This is a genomic window from Micromonospora sp. PRAS1 (assembly GCF_059553435.1).
Genome location: NZ_JCANNB010000006.1, coordinates 108,256 through 127,006, shown reverse-complemented (window position 1 = coordinate 127,006; position 18,751 = coordinate 108,256). Strand labels below are relative to the sequence as shown.

At 71.5% G+C, this 18,751-nt stretch carries 15 protein-coding genes; 8 read left to right on the top strand and 7 right to left on the bottom strand.

Features of this window, described 5'->3' with window-relative positions:
- Nucleotides 1–71 precede the first annotated feature (71 nt).
- Genes AC507J_RS08235 through AC507J_RS08215 form a run of 5 tightly spaced genes read left to right on the top strand, consistent with a single transcriptional unit; the run spans nucleotide 72 to nucleotide 7,601 of the window.
- Nucleotides 72–3,329, top strand: a complete 3,258-nt coding sequence (locus AC507J_RS08235; RefSeq protein WP_496288465.1) for an ATP-binding protein — start codon at nucleotides 72–74, stop codon at nucleotides 3,327–3,329.
- Between the two features lies 1 nt (nucleotide 3,330).
- Nucleotides 3,331–5,268, top strand: coding sequence for an MFS transporter (locus tag AC507J_RS08230; RefSeq protein ID WP_496288464.1), 1,938 nt, complete (start codon nucleotides 3,331–3,333; stop codon nucleotides 5,266–5,268).
- Complete coding sequence (locus AC507J_RS08225; protein ID WP_496288463.1) at nucleotides 5,265–5,822, top strand: hypothetical protein; 558 nt, start codon at nucleotides 5,265–5,267, stop codon at nucleotides 5,820–5,822. Before AC507J_RS08230 ends, AC507J_RS08225 begins: the two co-directional genes overlap by 4 nt.
- Nucleotides 5,819–6,991, top strand: coding sequence for a M23 family metallopeptidase (locus AC507J_RS08220; protein WP_496288462.1), 1,173 nt, complete (start codon nucleotides 5,819–5,821; stop codon nucleotides 6,989–6,991). The genes AC507J_RS08225 and AC507J_RS08220 overlap by 4 nt, the downstream gene beginning before the upstream one ends.
- A gap of 13 nt (nucleotides 6,992–7,004) precedes the next feature.
- Nucleotides 7,005–7,601: a hypothetical protein gene (locus tag AC507J_RS08215; protein ID WP_496288547.1), complete on the top strand. Its 597-nt coding sequence runs from the start codon at nucleotides 7,005–7,007 to the stop codon at nucleotides 7,599–7,601.
- 3 nt (nucleotides 7,602–7,604) lie between these two features.
- Here the strand turns inward: AC507J_RS08215 and AC507J_RS08210 are convergent, their stop codons facing one another.
- Nucleotides 7,605–8,171, bottom strand: a complete 567-nt coding sequence (locus AC507J_RS08210; protein WP_496288546.1) for a hypothetical protein — start codon at nucleotides 8,169–8,171, stop codon at nucleotides 7,605–7,607.
- Nucleotides 8,172–8,369: 198 nt separating this feature from the next.
- Here AC507J_RS08210 and AC507J_RS08205 point away from each other — a divergent pair, with 198 nt between their 5' ends.
- Both AC507J_RS08205 and AC507J_RS08200 read left to right on the top strand, forming a co-directional pair.
- On the top strand, nucleotides 8,370–10,931 hold the full coding sequence (locus tag AC507J_RS08205) for an FtsK/SpoIIIE domain-containing protein (RefSeq protein ID WP_496288461.1): 2,562 nt from the start codon (nucleotides 8,370–8,372) through the stop codon (nucleotides 10,929–10,931).
- On the top strand, nucleotides 10,928–11,650 hold the full coding sequence (locus AC507J_RS08200; protein WP_496288460.1) for a hypothetical protein: 723 nt from the start codon (nucleotides 10,928–10,930) through the stop codon (nucleotides 11,648–11,650). Before AC507J_RS08205 ends, AC507J_RS08200 begins: the two co-directional genes overlap by 4 nt.
- Nucleotides 11,651–11,678: 28 nt before the next feature.
- On the opposite strand, the gene folE is transcribed toward AC507J_RS08200, so the two are convergent.
- From folE to AC507J_RS08180, 4 genes are all read right to left on the bottom strand, one after another.
- Nucleotides 11,679–12,296, bottom strand: a complete 618-nt coding sequence (folE, locus tag AC507J_RS08195; RefSeq protein WP_496288545.1) for a GTP cyclohydrolase I FolE — start codon at nucleotides 12,294–12,296, stop codon at nucleotides 11,679–11,681.
- An 83-nt stretch (nucleotides 12,297–12,379) separates the two neighbouring features.
- Nucleotides 12,380–14,395, bottom strand: coding sequence for an ATP-dependent zinc metalloprotease FtsH (gene ftsH / locus AC507J_RS08190; RefSeq protein ID WP_496288459.1), 2,016 nt, complete (start codon nucleotides 14,393–14,395; stop codon nucleotides 12,380–12,382).
- Nucleotides 14,396–14,718: 323 nt separating this feature from the next.
- Nucleotides 14,719–15,294 carry a hypoxanthine phosphoribosyltransferase gene (gene hpt, locus AC507J_RS08185; protein ID WP_341717964.1) on the bottom strand — a complete coding sequence of 192 codons (576 nt, stop codon included), beginning with the start codon at nucleotides 15,292–15,294 and terminating at the stop codon, nucleotides 14,719–14,721.
- 99 nt (nucleotides 15,295–15,393) lie between these two features.
- Nucleotides 15,394–15,543: a hypothetical protein gene (locus AC507J_RS08180; RefSeq protein ID WP_496288553.1), complete on the bottom strand. Its 150-nt coding sequence runs from the start codon at nucleotides 15,541–15,543 to the stop codon at nucleotides 15,394–15,396.
- Nucleotides 15,544–15,682: 139 nt separating this feature from the next.
- Between AC507J_RS08180 and AC507J_RS08175 the strand changes: the two genes are divergently transcribed.
- A complete protein-coding gene (locus tag AC507J_RS08175; protein ID WP_496288458.1) occupies nucleotides 15,683–16,645 on the top strand; it encodes a GlxA family transcriptional regulator in 963 nt (320 codons plus the stop codon).
- Here AC507J_RS08175 and tilS read toward each other — a convergent pair.
- Nucleotides 16,606–17,661, bottom strand: a complete 1,056-nt coding sequence (gene tilS / locus AC507J_RS08170) for a tRNA lysidine(34) synthetase TilS (RefSeq protein WP_496288457.1) — start codon at nucleotides 17,659–17,661, stop codon at nucleotides 16,606–16,608. The genes AC507J_RS08175 and tilS overlap by 40 nt on opposite strands.
- An 8-nt stretch (nucleotides 17,662–17,669) precedes the next feature.
- A complete protein-coding gene (locus AC507J_RS08165) occupies nucleotides 17,670–18,737 on the bottom strand; it encodes a zinc-dependent metalloprotease (protein ID WP_496288456.1) in 1,068 nt (355 codons plus the stop codon).
- Nucleotides 18,738–18,751 lie beyond the last annotated feature (14 nt).

Here is an 18,751-nt window from a genome sequence, read left to right as displayed (position 1 = left end):
GTTGGGTTGCCGGGCAACCCCGGGAAACGCGATCGCTCGACAAGGTCTGCCAATCCGGGCAGGGCGATCTCATGAGCCGCTCCTCCACGCCGGGATCCCCGGCCGGGCACCCGGCCGCGGCGCACGGTAACCGTGCGCGTTCATTCGACTACCCGCAATCCGGCGAGATCGACGACGCCTCCCTGGATCCGGCCCTGGCAAACACCCCGGGGCACGGCAGCGTCGGCGTCTTCCAGGCGCCCCGCCCGGCAGCGCGCCGATCGGCAGCGGCCGAGTCCACACCGGCCGCCCACGACGGCGCCGACATCGACTCGCCCTTCCTGGATCTGTTCGGTGGTGCGTACGCCCGCCCGGGCGCCGCCCACCGGCCCAACGGCGCTCCGACACGCGCCCTGCCGCAGCAGGCGGCCCCCGCCGTACCGGCACCGCCGACCCGCCGGCCGGCACCGCCGGCGGTGCCCGCCCAGCCCGGTCCCCCGTCGACCGCGGCAACCAGCCGAGCGGTCGACGACGCCACCGCGCCCGCCGCCGACCCGGGCAGCACGCCCTCCTCCCGTACCACCCTCCCGTCACCGGGGCCCGCGCCGGCGGCAGAGCGGCGCCCGGCCGCTCGACCGCCCGCCGAGGAACCGGCCCCCGCGATCGCTCCCCCGCCCCGGGCACCGGAGCAGGCCCCGCCCGCCACCCGCGCCGTCACGCCACCCCGGCAGCGTTCGGTCGACCGCCGCGATCGGCCGATCAAGCCCGCCCGGGTCCGGCCCCCGAAGATCAAATTCGGGGATCGTGACCCGGCGGTCGAGCTGGCGATAACCGAGATCGCCGGTCACCTGACCTTCACCCCCAACACCGTGACCGCCTGGTACTGGCTGCCCGAGGTGCGCTGGGCCTTCCGACCGGACGCGGAACGCGAGGCGCTGCTCTCGGCGATCTCCGAGCAGTACGCCGGCCTGGCGGGGTTCCGGTTGCACCTGCGCCGCACCACCCGCCCCTTCCCGGCCGACGAGTGGGCCCGCACCATCGACGCGAACACCGCCGCGCCGCTGCCGGACGTGGCGGGCACGACCGGCTGGGCCGACCACCTCGTGGCCGCGCAGCGGCACCTGCTCTCGGTGAACCACGCCGAGGGCCAGACCTACCTCGGCGTGACCTTCGCCCGCCGCTCACTCGGCGACTCGCTCACCGAACGGCTGCTACGCACCTTCGGCCGCGGCGTCGCCGAGGGCGAGCGACGAAAGCTCGGCCGCACCGTCGAGCAGTTCGACGAGGTGCTGGGTGCGTTCGGCATGCGCGGGCGGCGGGTCACCGCGCAGGAGTTGGAGTGGCTGCTCTACCGGTCGGTGGCGCTCTGCATGGCGCCCCCCGGCGCGCTTTCGCCCATCACCAACGGGCGCTGGGAACGCGGTGACCTGCTTGCCCTCACCGAGCAGGTGGAGCGCTACCGCACCCCCTACGGTTCGACGGTCAAGCTGGTCAACCGGATGACCGGCGAGGAACGACACGTGGCGGTCCTCGCCGTGGGCCGGATGGAGCCGCTGGAGATACCCGAACGCCACGAGCCCTGGCTGCACTTCCACGAGCGGCTGCCCTGGCCGATGGAACTCTCCACCCGGGTCGACATCCTGGGCTCCGGTGACTCCTTCCGCAACCTCGAACACCGGCTGCGAATGATCCGGTCGCAGCAGCTCGACTACGCCGAACACGGCATCGACGCGCCACCGGAGCTGGAGCGGTTGGCCAAGCGGGCGCTGGTCATCGGTGACGAGATGACCACCGGCCTGCCGGTCGACTCCGCCCGCGCCCACGGCTGGCATCGACTGGCGGTGGGTGGGCGGACCCGGGAAGAGTGCCTGGAGCGGGCCCGCCGACTGATCCAGCTCTACTCCCGCGAGCTGCGCATCTCGCTGCAACACCCGAAGAACCAGGACTGGCTGGCCCGGGAATTCATCCCTGGTGAGCCGATCGCCAACACCGGCTACGTCCGGCGGATGCCGGTTCACCTGCTGGCGGCGGCGCTGCCGCAGGCCGCCTCCACGGTGGGTGACCGGCGCGGCGACCTGATCGGACGCACCGCCGGCACCTGCCGCCGGCCGGTCTTCCTCGACCTGCACTTCCCGATGGAGGTTCGCGAACGCTCCGGCCTCGCGGTCTTCGTGGCCGAACCGGGTGGTGGCAAGTCGACCCTGCTCGGCGCCCTCGGATACCTCGCCGCCCGACGCGGCGTGCAGGTGACCCTGCTCGACCCGTCCGGCCCGCTGGCCCGGCTCTGCGCGATGCCGGAGCTGCGTCCCTACTCCCGCGTGTTGAACCTGACCGGTTCCGAACACGGCACGCTGGCACCGTACTCGTTGATCCCGACGCCGCTGCGGAGCGAGTTCGTGGCGGGTCCCCCCGGCGACCGCGAGTTCGAGATCGCGGTCTCCAACGCCCGCGCCGAACGCCGGATGCTGGTGCAGGACATCTGCATGATGCTGGTGCCGCCCCAGGTCGCCCGCGAGGCGTCGACCGCCACCCTGTTCCGGCACGCGGTACGACAGGTACCCGCCGAGGAAACCTCCACCCTGGACGACGTCGTCAGCTGCCTCGGGCAACTCGACGACGACGCCGGCCGGGAACTGGCCAACCTGCTGCTGGACACCGCCGAGATGCCGCTGGCCATGCTCTTCTTCGGCCGTCCGCCGGAGGGGCTGCTCGGCCCCGACGCGGCGCTCACCGTGATCACCATGGCCGGTCTCCGACTGCCCGATCTGAAGATCGAGCGCGAATACTGGTCGGCAGAGGAGTCGCTGGCCCTGCCGATGCTGCACACCGCGCACCGACTGGCGGTACGCCGCTGCTACGGCGGCTCGATGTCCTCCCGGAAGCTGGTCGGCCTGGACGAGGCGCACTTCATGGAGGGGTGGCGCTCCGGACGCTCCTTCCTGGTCCGGCTCGCCCGCGACTCCCGGAAGTGGAACCTCGCCGCGCTGGTCGCCTCGCAGAACCCCCGGGACATCCTCGGCCTCGACGTACAGAACCTCGTCTCCACCGTTTTCGTCGGCCGGATCGCCGAGGACGCGGAGATCGCCTCCGAGGCGCTCCGGCTGCTGCGCGTTCCGGTGGACGACGGGTACGAGGCGACCCTCGCCTCGCTCTCCACCGCCGATGCGACCTCCGCCCACCGGCTCGGCTTCCGTGAGTTCGTCATGCGCGACGTCGACGGTCGGGTCCAGAAGGTACGCGTCGACGTCTCCTACGTGGACGGTCTGCTCGATCATCTCGACACCACTCCCGCCGCCATCGCCGCCGCTGCCGGGGTGTTGCCGACCGTGCTGCCTGACATGGAGGCTTGACATGGCGAGGGCCCGGGTACGGATCACGGCGCTCCTCCTGGCACTCGGCGTACTCGCCGTGGCCACGATCGGTTGGCCCGGGCTCACCAGCACACCGGCGTACGCCGCCCCGGTCGCGTACCAGGCCCCCACCGACCTCTGCACGACCCAGGAATGGCAGGTCGACTTCCGCGCCTGCGTCGCCAAACTTCAGCAGGTGGCGGAGTCCGAGGCGACCTGCCTGAATCCTCCCACGCCAACCGCACCGGACTCCGGTATCGCCGGATGGTTCGCGTCCCGGCCGGAGGCCTCCAAGCTGCCCGGGCCGAAGGGTTACTACAGCGACTACGGCTACGCCGGCTACAGCTACAGCACGTACAAGATCGAAACAGGCTGCGCGACCACCCTGCTGCATCCGGACTACAAGTTCACAAACACCATCGCCAACGGCGAGTTCATGATCGCTACGGCGATCATCGGTGCCTCGAACGCCCTGCGGGAGCGTGCCTGGGAGCCGGGCACGATGTGGGGGTGGGCGGATCCGCTTGTGGACCAGGCCACCAAGGCGATCTACCAGAAGGTGTTCAGCGTCTTCGGCATCGTCACCCTCTGCGTCGTCGGCCTCTACCTACTCTGGCGTTCCCGCCAGTCCGACATGAGCACCGCGATGACCACGGCGGGCTGGGCGCTTGTGGTGATGGTCGCGGTCACCGCGCTGGCCGCCTGGCCGGTCAAGTCCGCCAACCTCGCCGACGGTGCTCTCGTCTCCACGCTCGGCGTCGTACACAACGCCGTCGGGCCAACCATGAAAAACACTCCCCCAGACAAATGTGATGATCCAAATCCCGCAGCTTGCAAGGACAACCGACCCCCGGCGGTGCGGGCGAGTGACACGGCCACCGAGTCGATGCTCTACCGCAACTGGCTGCGCGGCGTGCTCGGCTCCGCCGACAGCGAAACCGCCCGCAAGTACGGTGCCGCCCTCTACGACGCGAAGGCGCTCTCCTGGGAAGAGGCGGAGAAGGTCCGCGCCAATCCCCAGACTCGGGAAGCCACCATCAACGCCAAGAAGCAGCAGTGGATGACGGTCGCGGCGCAGATCGAGCGGGAGGACCCGGAAGCCTACGAGTACCTGCAGGGTGTCCGGGACATGGACCGGGTAGGCGCAGGCTTCATCGCGGTGCTCGCCGCGCTGCTGTTCGCGATGTTCGACCTGACCGCCTCCCTACTCGTGCTGCTGGGCTTCCTGATCTTCCGGTGGGCGGTGATCGCCGCACCGATCCTGGGTACCATCGGTCTGCTCCGCCCGGCCAGTGCCGGCCTACGCCGGCTCGGCAACGCCGTGGTGGCCGCACTCTTCAACATCGCGATCTTCGGCACCGGGGCGGCCATCTATCTCTTCGCGGTGGACCTCATCATGAGCACGCCCACCCTGCCCGGCTGGCTGCAGGTCGTGCTGGTCTGGTTGTGCGGCGTGGTCGGCTGGCTGCTGCTGCGCCCCTACCGGCGGATCACGCAGCTCGGCGGCAAGGACAGCAGTGAGGCGGTCACCTCGGCCGGATCCTGGCATCGGCGCTTCTTCCGCGACATGCGCACCGCGGCCCGGCTCGACGTCGCCGAACCCGGCGGCACCACGGAACCGGGCACTGGGCGGCGCCGGACGGTCGTCGTCGAGCAGCCGAAGATGCGCCCGGAGGCCCGCCCGGACCCGGTTCCGAGCGGTGCGCCCGCGGTCGCCAAGCGGCCGGATGGTCGGGAGGCGGGTGAAGCCCCCGACAAGACGGAGGAGCGTCGCTCCGAGACCCGCCCCGCCGCGCCCCGCCCGCGCCGCCGACAGCCCGCCGCCTGGACCGAGCCGGACGTCCCGGACGAGAACCCGTCATTCGTCGTCTACCGGCCGGGTTCGGCGGAGCGGGCACCTGAAAGGCCGGCACCCCGGATCCGCTCCGAGGCCCGGTGACCGTCGTGCGGCGCACCATCGAGTTCCTGCTTACCCGGGTGTTGCGGTCCCGGTTGGGGCTGGCCCTCGGCATCGCCGTCCTGGTGCTCGGCGTGGTCGGGGCGGCCCGGCTGGTCGCCGGACCCGGTGACCCCGCGGTCGGGTTGAGCAACCGGCCGACGGAGCCGATCACCACGGTGCATCCGAGCACGGGCGATGACGGCGCGATCTCCACAACCACCACACCGTCCCCGGTCACGAGCCCTGGCGAAGCCGCGCCAGCCCAGGTAGCCGAGCGTTTCGTGGCGGCCTGGCTCGGCCGGCCCGGGCTGACCGCCGAAGGCTGGCACCAGGAACTGCGGCCCCTCTCGACCGCCGCCCTGGCCGACAAACTCGCCGGCACGGACCCGACCAGGGTGCCGGCCGGTGCGGTGACGGATGAGGTGACGGTACAGCCCCGGAGTGAGACCTTCGTGGAGGCGCTGGTCCCGCTCGACACCGGACAGCTCCGCCTCGAGCTCGTGGCGCCAGACGGGCGGTGGCTGGTTGATGCGGTGGACTGGGAGCAAGGATGAGTGACCAGAGCGGCCCCCGCCGCAGGCCGATCCGGGTCGGCGCGCTCGCCGCCGCGCTCACGGCAGCGCTGGCGTTCCTGTGCTGCACCGGCGGCACCAGCGCCTTCTTCCTCACCGAGCTGGGCGGCAACGCGGCGGAGCAGCAATTGACCCCGGCAAGCATCGAGTGCACCGACGACTTCGAGGTCGACGTAACCGGCAAGATGCCCAGATTCGCGGGGTACGGCGAACGCCAACTCCGCAACGCCGCAAGGATCATCGTGGCCGGCCAGGAGATGAAGGTGCCACCACGCGGATGGGTGATCGCCGTGGCGACCGCCATGCAGGAGTCGCGGCTGCTGAATCTCGCCAACCGTACGGTCCCCGAGTCACTGAACATTCCCCACGAGGGCGTCGGTGCGGACCACGACTCGGTCGGCCTGTTCCAGCAACGCCCGTCCTGGGGCTCCGTCGCCCAGCGAATGAACCCCGAATACACCTCTCGCAAGTTCTACGAGAAGCTGGTCGACCTGCCCGGTTGGCAGAAGCTGCCGCTGACCGTGGCCGCCCAGCGGGTCCAGGTCAGCGCCTTTCCCGACGCCTACGCCAAACACGAGGAGTTGGCCGCCCGCATCGTTGACGCGCTCGCCGGCGGCGCGGCCCGGACCGTTCTGATCGGCGGAGAGGAGGTCTGCGACGCCGCTGCCTCGGGCGAGATCGCTGCCTCCGGCTGGACCGCGCCGATCCCTGGTGGCGTCGGATCCGGCTTCCGGACCGCCAGCCGTCCGGCACACAACGGGGTCGACATCGCCGCCCCCAAAGGCACGCTCATCCGGGTCGCGGCGACCGGCCGGGTCCTGGTCTCCCGCTGCGATCCCGACCGGCGCGGCCGGCACAGTTGCAACGTGGACGGCTGGCCGGGCAAGGGCGGCTGCGGCTGGTTCGTCGACGTCCTGCATGCCCAGGGCATCGTCACCCGCTACTGTCACATGGTGAGTCGTCCCAGGGTCGCCGTCGGGGACACCCTTCAGGCTGGTGAGGTGATCGGTGAGGTGGGCAGTAGCGGCAACTCCTCCGGCCCGCACCTGCACTTCGAGGTGCACACCGACGGCGACCGCAGCAGCCGGAGCGCGATCGACCCGGTGCCGTTCATGCGGTCGAAGGGCGCACCGTTGAAGGGTGCCGGGTGAGCCCAGCGCCGTCATGACCGAGCCGTTCCCCGACCCGTTCGCCGATCAGCCGGACTGGGCACCTCAGCCACCTCGCCCGATCGAGGTACTGCCGGCCGCAGGGCGGGTCGAGCTGCGCGGGCAACGGGTGCTGGTCGGGCTGCCCGGCCTCGGCTGGCGGACCGACCTACGGGCCGACGAGCGGGTGGTGCAGAACAGCCGCACGTACGTGCCGGTCATCCCAGAGCACGAGTGGTACCGCGCCGAGTCCGATCAGGTGGAGGTCTTCGCACCGCTGGTGCCGGTCGAGCGGGTCTGGGTGGAGACGGTGGCTCCACGGACCACCACGACGGCGGACGGGGGCGGCATCCGACTCGTATCGCTCGACGCCCCGGCACATCGACCTCCGACTCCGGTCTTCGAGGCCGACTCGGTCGTCGGTCGACGGGTGGTGCACATGGTCGGGTCCGTCGAGCACCGTGATCTGCGCGCGGTGACCGAGACCTACTCGGGTGCGGAGGGCGACATCTGCGTACGGGTCACGCCCGAGATGGAGTGGTACCGCTGGGCCTGGCGCGGCCAGTCACCGACCACTCTGGAGGTACCGGTTCATCTCCTGTGGCTCGAGTAGACATCAGCTTGGCACCATCCGCCCATCACACACTCGCCATCCATCAGCATCATCACTTACATCGAAAACCCAGTCTTCGCGTCTACTACTTCGTGACTCGCCATCGGCGGAGCTTGAAATTGTGAGGGTAGTTTGGACCGACTGCCCCTGCGGCGTCTCAAATTCGGTGAGCGGCCCCCAACTGACTCGCACCACGACACCGAAGTCAGACTCGCGGCGCACAATCTCCTCTCGCAGCGCATGCACTGCAACGAGATCAGGCTTTCCTTCGCAGACGAATAGGTTCGCTCGGACATCGTTGCGATCTACGAAGAACGCGCGCAAGTAGTTGTCCACCACCACGTCGGGCGCGCTGCGGTCGGGGGTGGTTACTCGGTCGTAGACGAGGTAACCGGCCACTGCGCCGCCCAGACACAACGCCGCAACCGTCCCGGCGACCACGGCCAACACGATCCGGAGCCGTCGGCGGGGCCGCTGCGGTGCTGGTGCGACCGCGGGCGGGGCCAGTTCCTCCGGCGGGGTCCGTTGCGCCGGTACGCGGGACACCTGGGAACCGGCGGGGGGCGGCACTGATTCCACCCCCTGAGGCTATCGGCTGGACGCCATGGACCCAATGCCCCAGATTTGGCAGATCGTGACCGATCCCTGCCGATCGGTGAGATCCACGACAACATCGACGCATCGCCGCCCTGCATCCCGGGGGTCGGGCCTTCGCTGGGATACCGTCGTCTCTGCCCGGCGAGTGGGTGCCGACCTCGGGCGGAGGAGGTGGACACGGTGGGCGGTCCGAAGGCACGGACGCTGCGTGCCGCCGCGTTGCACCGCCGGGCCGCCGCGACGGTGACGGCAGCGGCCGGGGTCCTCGACGACGTACGCCCCGCACCCGCCGACCAGCGTCGCCAGTACGCGCTGGCCGAACGGCTGTCCGCCGCGGCTACCGTCCTTGCGCCCGGCTGGGCCGGTACCGCCCTGGAGGACGTCGAACCTACGGCCCCCGCAGGGGAAGGACCGCCGCCCTTCGTCCGGGTCGGCACCGCCGCGCCGCTGGACGACGCGCGCTTCCCCGCGCTGGTACCCCTGCTCGGCACCGGCCATCTGACGGTGGACGCCGACGCGCACGACCCACGGGTGGTCGGGCTGCTCCGGGGCGTGCTGCTGCGGCTGTTGGCAGCGACCCCGGCCGGAGCGCTGTTGGTCCGGGTGGTGGACGTGACCGGTACGGCCCTGGCACCGTTCGCGGCGCTCGGCGACACCGGGGTGCTGTCCCCACCGGCCACCGATCCGGATGGACTGCGGACCGTGCTGGCCGAGGCGGAGCGATGGATGGCGGCGGCTTCGCTCGGTCCCCGCCGGCAGGACCGGATGTTGCTGCTGGTTGTCGCCGCGTTGCCGGACGGGACCGAGCCGGCCGACCTGGCGCGGCTCGAGACGCTCGCCGAGCAGGGGCCAGCCGCCGGGCTGCACCTGGTCGTCGCGGGCTGGCCGCCGGCCGGCCGGACTCCGCTGCCCAGGACCACGACCATGGCGATGCGTACGGCGTACGCCCTGCTGGGCGATCCGCCCGGCGCTCCCTTCACCACCCCGGGTGCCGGTGGCGGGTTGAACTCGCCGGTGTTTCCCGAGCCGGATCCACCGGCCGAGCTGGTCGACGTCGTCTGCCGGCGGATCGCGGCGCAGGTCGAGGCCGGCAGCCGGTTGTCCCTTGCCGACCTGCTGCCACCGGTCGAGGAGGAGCTGTGGCAGGCGGACGCGAGCGACGGGCTGAGCACCACGATCGGCGACGCCGGTGGCCGCCCGGTGTCGCTCGGCTTCACCGAGCTGACCCCACATTGGCTGGTCAACGGCCGGTCGTCGGCCTGTCGCTCCACCTTCCTGACCACGGCGTTGCTCGGCCTCGCCGCCCGGTACGGCCCGGAGGAACTGTCGCTGTATCTGGTCGATCTCGGCGCGGGTGAGTCCTTCGCGGAATTCCTGCAGACCGAGCGGGACCGTTCCTGGATCCCGCAGGTCCGGGCAGCGGCGATGGCAGCCGACCGGGAGTACGTACTCGACCTGTTCGATCAGCTGGTGGCCGAGGTCCGCCGACGCACGGAGGCGTCCGCCCGCGCCGGTGGGCAACGCTTCGCCGAGCTGCGGGCACATCGTCCGTTACCCCGGATCGTCTGCGTGGTGGACAGTGTGCCGCTGCTCTTCGCCGATCGGGATCGACTCGCCGCTGACGCCGCCGCCCGGCTGGACGCACTGGCCCGCACCGGCCGGGCGTACGGTGTGCATCTGGTCCTGGCCGGCGACGGTGACCTGGGGCTGGGTGCCCGCGCGGACGGCGGGCACCGGGACTCACTGCTCGGCCAGTTCCCGGTGCGGGTCGCGCTGCCGGGTGGCGGGGCGGTGCTGGAGCCGACAAACGATGCCGCAGCGGGCCTACCGGTGGGCAGCGCGGTGGTGAACACCGCGGGCGGGCTCGGGGGTCCCCGGGGTGCGATCCGGGGACACGAGCGGATGGTCCGGTTCCCCGATCCGCAGGACGCGCCGGAGACCGTCGAGCAGTTGCGGCATCGGCTCTGGGCGGCGCGCACGGAGGAGTGCAGGCCGCCGGTGGTCTTTGCCGGCTATGCCCGTCCGCTGCTGGGCAACGATCCGCGCTATCGCGCGGCCCTGGCCGGGCAGTCGTTGGCCCCGGCCGCGTTGCTGGGGCGCGCGGTGGACGTCGCGCGGAGCACCGTGGCCGTGCCGCTCGGACCGGCCGCCGGGCGAAACCTCGCCGTCCTCGGTCCGCGACCGGAGGGAGCCCGACTGTTGGCGATGGCCGCTCGAAGCACGGCGGCCCACCATCCGCCGGGCAGCGCGCGGTTCATCGTCGCCGCGCCAGATGCCGAGGCGCGGTCGTTCGCCGACGACCTGGTGGTGGAGTTGGCCGAGCGGCATCCGGTCGAGACGGTCGAGCTGGCCACGATGTTCGCCGCGCTGGAGACCGGTGAGCCGGCCTATCTGGTGGTGTTCGGGCTGGACGTGGCGTCGCCGGAGCAGTTGCCGCCGTCGCGGCTGCGGACGCTGTTGCACGACGGGCCGCCGGCCGGGCAGCACCTGCTCGGCTGGTGGCGTACGGTGCCGTCGTTCGCCGCTCTGGTGGGGCCGGAGGAGACCGTCGACAAGCTGACCGCCGTGGCGGTGGCGGGTGTACCGGGTGCCCAGCTCACACCGGTCTTCGGCCGGACGGTGGAGTGGCGGCCGCGCCCCGACCGGGTGGTGCTCTGGGACGGTCCGGACGAACGCGGCATCGTGCTGGTGCCGTACCGCGTACCGGACGGCGAGGAGGGGGGACCGGCATGACGCGAGGCCAGCCGCGAACCGTCGCCACCGAGCCGGTCCGGCAGCGGAGTGGCGATGGGTCACCGCTGCAAGCCGAGAATCCGGTGGCGGCCGCGTGGTCCGAGTATCTGGCCGCCGCGCGTCAGCTCGACGGGATACGCCGGGACGCGGCGACCGCCGCCAGCGAGCAGGCCCGTACGGTCCAGGCGGCCCGGGAGGAGTTGACGGCCGTACGCACCCGGTTGGCGTCACAGGAGACCCGGCTGCGGGAGTTGGGCGTACCGCCGATCTCGCTGGCACCGACACCACCGGAGCTGACCGAGGCGACCAGGTCGATGTCGGGTGGCCCGTCGGCGGCGCTGGCGGCGCTGCGTGATGCCCGGCGGTGGGCGCAGGGGGCCGACGACAGCCTCGCCGCGCGCGGGCTGACCCGGGTGGCCCACTGGTCGCCGCGGGCGCGCAACCTGCTGGTGTACGGCCCGTTGGGGCTGATCGTTCCGCTGCTCCTGCTGTTGGTGTACCTGTTCGCCGGCACCAGCCCGATCATGGTTGTGGCGCTTGTGGTGGGGCTGCCGGCACCGGCGGTCGCGTTCGGCGCGGGTTGGCTCGCGGTCGGGCGGCTCTTCCCGGCCCGGCCCGGCGACCGGGTGGACCGTACTCCGCGGTTCGGCGCGCTGGCGTGTCTGATCCCGGCGCTGGTGGCCACCGCCGGGATCGTCCTGGCTCTGCTCGCTCCGTGAGCGCCCGCCACGCGCGCACCCCGGTGGCCTAGCGGGGGATGATCAGAGCCATCGCCTCGGCGCGGGACTTGGCGTCCCGTTGCAGGGTGCCCCGGACCGCCGAGGTGATCGTCTTTGCGCCCGACTTCTGGATGCCACGCATGGCCATGCACATGTGTTCGCACTCCAGGACGACCACCACGCCGCGCGGGGCGAGCCGCTCCATCAGCAGGTCGGCGACCTGAGCGGTGAGTCGCTCCTGCACCTGCGGGCGCCGGGCATAGACCTCGACCAGCCGGGCCAGCTTGGACAGGCCGGTGATCCGACCGTCTGGGCCGGGGATGTAGCCGATGTGGGCGCTGCCCCGGAACGGAAGGAGATGGTGCTCGCAGAGGCTCATCACGTCGATGTCCCGGACGAGTACGAGTTCCTCGTGATTGGCCTCGAAGGTGGTGGTGAGCACGGTGGCCGGGTCGACCCGCAGGCCGGCGAAGAGTTCGGCGTACGCCCGGGCCACCCGGGCCGGGGTCTGCTGGAGACCGTCGCGGTCCGGGTCCTCGCCGACCGCGATCAGGATCTCGCGGACCGCCTTCTCGATCCGGCCGAGGTCCATGGTGTCCTCGACCGGTCGTCCGGCCAGCCTGCCGTTGATCAGCCGGGCGGCGATGTAGTCGAGGTTGTCGTCGGGCTCGGTGGCGGAGGCGGCGGCCAGCCCCCGGTCGGGGGGACTGGCCGCCGGGTCGTCGGTGCTCAGTGCGGGCCGTCCGAGTTGTTCGAGCTCGCCCCGCCGACGGTGGCCTGGGCGCCGTCCGCCTCGGCCTGCACCTTCAGCGCCTCCTTCTCGGCCGGGGTGAGCACCGGCGGCTCGGTGGAGGGCTGGCGCTTGCCGAAGCCGTTGTACGGGGCCATTGGCGGGCGCTTCACCACGCGAGCGCAGATCCGGGCCATGTCGGCGGTGGAGAGGGTCTCCTTCTCCATCAGCTCGAGCACGATGTTGTCCAGGACGTCCCGGTACTCGACCAGGATCTCCCAGGCCTCGTCGTGGGCCAGTTCGATGAGCGCGCGCATCTCGCCGTCGATCTCGGCGGCGACCGCGTCGGAGTAGTCCCGCTCGTGGCCCATGTTGCGGCCGAGGAAGGGCTCGTCGCCGCTGGTGCCGTACTTGATCGCGCCGAGCTTGGAGCTCATCCCGTACTGCGTGATCATCGCGCGGGCCAGTGCGGTGGCCTTCTCGATGTCGTTGCCGGCACCGGTGGTGGGCTCGTGGAAGACGAGTTCCTCGGCGGCCCGCCCGCCCAGCGCGTACGCCAGGGTGTCGACCATCTCCGCGCGGGTCTGGGTGTACTTGTCCTCGGTGGGCAGCACCAGGGTGTGGCCCAGCGAGCGTCCCCGCGACAGGATCGTCACCTTGTGTACCGGCGCGGCGTGCGGCAGCGCCCAGGCGACCAGCGCGTGTCCACCCTCGTGGTACGCGGTGATCTTCTTCTCCTGGTCGCTCATCACCCGGGTCCGGCGCTGCGGTCCGGCGATCACCCGGTCGATCGACTCCTCCAGCGAGTCGTTGCTGATGGCCCGCTGATCCTTCCGGGCGGTCAGCAGAGCCGCCTCGTTGATCACGTTGGCCAGGTCGGCGCCGCTGAAGCCCGGCGTCCGCTTCGCCACCGAGTCGAGGTCGACGTCGGGGGTGAAGGGCTTGCCCTTGGCGTGCACCCGGAGGATGGCCTTGCGGCCCTCCATGTCGGGGGCGTCGACCGGAATCTGCCGGTCGAAGCGGCCCGGCCGAAGCAGCGCCGGGTCGAGGATGTCGGGCCGGTTGGTGGCGGCGATCAGGATGACGCCGCCCTTCACGTCGAAGCCGTCCATCTCGACGAGCAGCTGGTTCAGGGTCTGCTCGCGCTCGTCGTGGCCACCGCCCATGCCGGCGCCCCGGTGCCGGCCGACGGCGTCGATCTCGTCGACGAAGACGATGGCGGGCGCGTTCGCCTTGGCCTGCTCGAACAGGTCACGGACCCGGCTGGCACCGACACCGACGAACATCTCCACGAAGTCCGAACCGGAGATCGAGTAGAACGGCACCCCGGCCTCACCGGCGACCGCCCGGGCGAGCAGGGTCTTACCGGTACCGGGCGGGCCGAAGAGCAGCACGCCCTTCGGGATCTTGGCACCGAGCGCCTGGTACTTGGCCGGGTTCTGGAGGAAGTCCTTGATCTCGTGCAGCTCCTCGACCGCCTCCTCGGAGCCGGCGACGTCCGCGAAGGTGGTCTTCGGGGTGTCCTTGGTGATCATCTTCGCCTTGGACTTGCCGAAGTTGAGCACCCGGGAGCCGCCACCCTGCATCTGCGACATGAAGAACAGCAGCAGCAGCACGAGCAGGACGATGGGGAGCAGGTTGACCAGCAGGCTGACCCAGATGCTGTCGGACGACACCTCGGTGTCGGCCGGCCCGGTCACCCGGTTGTTCGCCTTGGCGTCGAGGACCTGGTTCCAGACCTCGTTGCCGACCTCGTACGGGAACTGGGCCTCGATCAGCTTGGTGGTGGTCTTGCCGAACTCAGCCTCCTCGGCGAGTTCGAGCTGGATCGTCTGTTCCTTGTCCTGGAAGACGACCTTCTCGATGCCACCCTTGTTGAGCTGGTCGAGCGCGACTGACGTGTCCACCCGGTGGTAGCTGGGGCCACTGGTGAACAACTGGCTGAGCACGACTGCGCCGAGGATGACCAGGATGACCCAGAACACCGGTCGGCGGAAGAAACGCGTACGTTCCATGCTGTTGTCGAGCGCCGAGACGCCCGCATCCTCCTGATCGACGTCCTGACCGACTGTTGGGTGTCGCCGCCGGGGCGGCTGCCGGAGCCGCCGCGCGGGCCGGCCCTGACCCCGAGGCGCGAAGCTGCCGCACCACGGTCATTCGACGGTACACCGTGTGGAACGGATGTGAGCTGGCGAGCCCAGCAGTTACGCGTACGGCGAACCGGGATTCGACCGGCGTGGCCAGGAGCGGACCTCCCCACCACCGGGGTACACGGTAGCCCGGCCAGCTGAGAGCTGGCTGAACGCCGACCGAGGCCGGCGACCGGCCCCGGGCCAGCTCAGGACCGGGCGTAGACCTCCGGCTTGAGCACGCCGACGTAGGGCAGCTCGCGGTAGCGCTCGCCGAAGTCGAGGCCGTAGCCGACGACGAACTCGGTCGGGATGTCGAAGCCGACGTACTTGACCGGTACGTGCACCTTCACCGCGTCCGGCTTGCGGAACAGCGCGACCACCTCGACGCTCGCCGCCGACCGGGACTCCAGGTAACGGAGCAGCCAGGAGAGGGTGAGGCCGGAGTCGACGATGTCCTCCACGACCACCACGTGCCGACCGGCGATGTCCCGGTCGAGGTCCTTGAGGATGCGCACCACGCCGGACGAGGTGGTGCCCTGCCCGTACGAGGAGATGGCCATGAAGTCCAACTCGGCCGGCGGCCCCTGTCGACCGAGCGCCCGGGCGAAGTCGGCCATGAACATGACCGCCCCCTTGAGCACACAGACAAGCAGCAGCCCGTCTGTGACGTGCGCATAGTCCGCGGAGACCTGCTTGGCCAGTTCCGCGATCTTCTCGCGGATCTGCGCCTCGGAAATGATCACGTGGTCGATGTCGGCGTCGTACCAGGAGCCGTCAGCCATGACCCTAGCCTGCCGTACGCCCCGGGTGACCCGTCGGCGGGGCCGCCCCTTTTCGGGCGACCCCGGCCCGGATTTTTCCGGCGAAGCGCGCTAATCACCTCAGCTGAGGCGGGATCGCCAGCGGCGACCGCCGTCGGACGGCTTCCAGTCGGCCGAGTCGCGACTGTCGGCGGTCAGGCCGGCGGCCGAGGCGACGGCGAGGAGCAGGAGAAAGAACAGCAGGAACAGGAATCCCATGGCGGCGCTCACTTTCAGATGGTTACTGGTGGTTTGTCGCCGCCGGTGCGCACCGGACAACATCAGTCTGCGCGCCTCGCCAACCGCCGAAAAGTGGCAGAGATGCCATCCATGATGGATTTCCTGCCACCCCTACGGTTACCCTGGTCACATGCTCCGATCGGTCGCCGTGCTCGTCCTGGATGGGGTCGCCCCGTTCGAGTTGGGCGTGCTCGCCGAGGTGTTCGGCACTGACCGCACGGCCGACGGGCTGCCCGGCTATCGCTTCGACGTGTGCGGTCCGCAGCGCGCTCAGGTGCGCACCTCCGCCGGTTTCCACCTGGTGCCAAACGCCGACCTCGGCCCGCTCGACGAGGCGGATCTGGTCGCCGTTCCCGCGCATGACCAGGCCAGCACCGCGCCGCCCGAGGTGCGTGACGCGTTGCGCCGCGCCGCCGACCGGGGGGCCCACCTGTTCAGCGTCTGCTCCGGCGCGTACCTGCTGGGCGAGGCGGGTCTGCTGGACGGCCGGGAGTGCACCACCCACTGGCGGCACGTCGACGAGTTGCAACGCCGACACCCGGCGGCCAAGGTCCGCTGCAACTCGCTCTACGTCCAGGACGGCCGGCTGCTCACCAGCGCCGGCACCGCCGCCGGCATCGACGCCTGCCTGTACCTGGTCCGCCAGGAGCACGGCTCGGCCACCGCCATCCGGCTGGCCCGGCGGATGGTGGTGCCGCCGCACCGCGACGGCGGGCAGGCCCAGTACGTCGAGGCGCCGATGGCCAAGATGCCGGAGGCACCCACCCTGGAGCCGGTCCTGGAGTGGTTGATGGGACGGCTGGAGCAGCCGATCACGGTCGACGAGCTGGCCCACCGGGCCGGCATGGCACCCCGCACGTTCGCCCGCCGCTTCCGCGCGGAGACCGGCACCACCCCGCACGACTGGTTGACCAACCAGCGGGTGCTGCTCGCCCGCCGGCTGCTCGAGGAGACCGGGTTGACCGTGGAAGCGGTGGCCGACCGCTCGGGTTTCGGCGATGCCGCAGCCCTACGCCACCACTTCACCCGCCGGGTCGGCGCCACGCCGCACGCCTACCGGCGTACGTTCCGCGACCGCGTACCGACCGGTTGATCCGGCGACCGCGTACCGACCGGTTGATCCGGCGCCGCCGCCAGCAGCCGGCCGGCGCTGCGGAGCACCCGCAACCCGCCGGGTAGGTACGCCGCCCCCTGGCCGCGCCAGGCGGTGACCAGCGTGTCGAGCGCGTTGACGTGCCGATGGGAGAGCGCGGCCGGCGGTGCGCCCAACTCGTGGGCCCAGGCCCGCAGCACCCGGGCGCGGACCGCGGGAGCCAGGTCGGCGAGGACCTTGACCGCCAGGCCACCCTCGGGATGCCGGGCCTCGGTCAACGCCGCCGTGGCCAGATCGTCCAGGACGAGGTTGTCCGCCGCGACCAGCCGGGCGGTGCGGGCGAGGTTGTCAAGCACCCCCGGCCCGAGCGCCCGGACCAGCGCGGGCAGCACATCGGACCGGACCCGGGACCGGGCGTACGCGGGGTCGTGGTTGTGCGGGTCCTCCCAGGGCGTCAGGCCGAGCGCCCGGCACGCCGCCCGGGTCTGCGCGCGGTCGATCTCCAGCAGCGGTCGGAGCAGCGGCACCCCGTCCAACTCCCGGCTGGCCGGCATGCCGGCCAGCCCGCGCGGGCCGGCACCTCGGGCCAACGCGAGCAGCACGGTCTCGGCCTGGTCGTCCCGGGTGTGCCCGGTGAGCAGCGCCGCCGCATTGTGCCGACCGGCCACCTCGACCAGCGCCTGGTAGCGGGCCTCGCGGGCCGCCGCCTCGGGGCCGCCCGGCCGACCGGTGACGTCGACCCGGATCACCTCCACCGGCGCGAGACCGGCCTGTTCCGCCCACCGCGCCACCGCCTCGGCCCGCTTGGCGGACCCGGTCTGGAGCCCGTGGTCGACGGTGACCAGGCCGGCGCCCCGGCCCGCCCGGGGTGCCACGAACGCGGTGGCCGCGGCCAGGGCGAGCGAGTCGGCCCCGCCGGAGCAGGCCACCAGCACCGGCCCGTACGCCGGCAGCTCGGCCAACGCCCGACGGACCGCGAGCCGGATCGCGGCGACCGGCGGGGCTAGCTGGGCCATCGCCGTACTCAGCCGCCGGCCGGCACCGGGCCGACCGGTCCGTGCACCCGCGCCACCCAGGCGTCCGGCTCACTCAGTTCGGAGAGCCGGGGCAGGGTCAACGGCGATTCGAAGACCCGGTTGAAACCGGCCATACCGACCCGGTCGACCACCGCGTGCACGAACTTGCGGCCCTCCGCGTACTGCCGCATCTTCACGTCGATGCCGATCAGCCGGCGGACCGCCTTCTCCACCGGGTTGCCGGCCTCCCGACGCCGGTTGAACCCGGCCCGGATCCGCTCCACGCTCGGGATCACCTGCGGGCCGACGCCGTCCATCACGAACTCGGCGTGCCCCTCCAGCAGGGTCATCAGCGCGGTCAGCCGGTCGAGCACCGCCCGCTGACCGGGCGTCTGCACGATGTCCAGGACGCTGGACCGGCTCTGCGGGTTGCGGACCACGTCGGCGAGGGTGCCCACGCCCCGGCGCAGCCGATCCAGCAGATGTTCGCTGCCCTGCCCGGCGTCCACGAACGCCTGCACCTCACCGAGGAAGTACGCCCGCATCCACGGCACGGCGGTGAACTGCGTCCGGTGGGTCACCTCGTGCAGGCAGACCCAGAGCCGGAAGTCGCGCGGATCGGCGCCCAGCTTGCGCTCCACCTCGACGATGTTCGGCGCGACGAGCAGCAACTGCCCCGGGTCGGTGGAGAAGACCTCGTACTGGCCGAGTACCCGTCCCGACAGGTACGCCAGCACGGTGCCCGCCTGCACCCCGGTGACCCGGGAGCCGACCGCCTCGGCCAACGCGCCGGGCTGCTTCTCGCTGGTGAGCCGGCCGACCAGCGGCGTGATCACCTCACGCAGGCCGGCGATGTTTGTCGCCGCCCAGTCCCGCCGGTCGACCACCCGCACCGGCGGGTGCGTCACCTGTGCGGTCAACCCGGTGTACTCGGCCACGTGCCCGGCTGCCTCGTCGGTCAGCCGGCGCAGGTCCGCGACCACCTCGGTGGCCTCCGGGTACGACACCCGGGGGCCCGACTTACCCAGAGCCCCCGCGGTCGCGACGGCCAGATCCCAGTCCACGAACTGCGCCATGCGACCCACGGTAC

Bases quoted from the DNA above. Each gene is read 5' to 3' on its own strand.
- AC507J_RS08235 (WP_496288465.1), top strand. From the start codon at position 72: ATGAGCCGCTCCTCCACGCCGGGATCCCCGGCCGGGCACCCGGCCGCG.
- AC507J_RS08230 (WP_496288464.1), top strand. From the start codon at position 3,331: ATGGCGAGGGCCCGGGTACGGATCACGGCGCTCCTCCTGGCACTCGGC.
- AC507J_RS08220 (WP_496288462.1), top strand. From the start codon at position 5,819: ATGAGTGACCAGAGCGGCCCCCGCCGCAGGCCGATCCGGGTCGGCGCG.
- AC507J_RS08215 (WP_496288547.1), top strand. From the start codon at position 7,005: ATGACCGAGCCGTTCCCCGACCCGTTCGCCGATCAGCCGGACTGGGCA.
- AC507J_RS08200 (WP_496288460.1), top strand. From the start codon at position 10,928: ATGACGCGAGGCCAGCCGCGAACCGTCGCCACCGAGCCGGTCCGGCAG.
- ftsH (WP_496288459.1), bottom strand. From the start codon at position 14,395: ATGGAACGTACGCGTTTCTTCCGCCGACCGGTGTTCTGGGTCATCCTG.
- hpt (WP_341717964.1), bottom strand. From the start codon at position 15,294: ATGGCTGACGGCTCCTGGTACGACGCCGACATCGACCACGTGATCATT.
- AC507J_RS08175 (WP_496288458.1), top strand. From the start codon at position 15,683: ATGCTCCGATCGGTCGCCGTGCTCGTCCTGGATGGGGTCGCCCCGTTC.
- tilS (WP_496288457.1), bottom strand. From the start codon at position 17,661: ATGGCCCAGCTAGCCCCGCCGGTCGCCGCGATCCGGCTCGCGGTCCGT.
- AC507J_RS08165 (WP_496288456.1), bottom strand. From the start codon at position 18,737: ATGGCGCAGTTCGTGGACTGGGATCTGGCCGTCGCGACCGCGGGGGCT.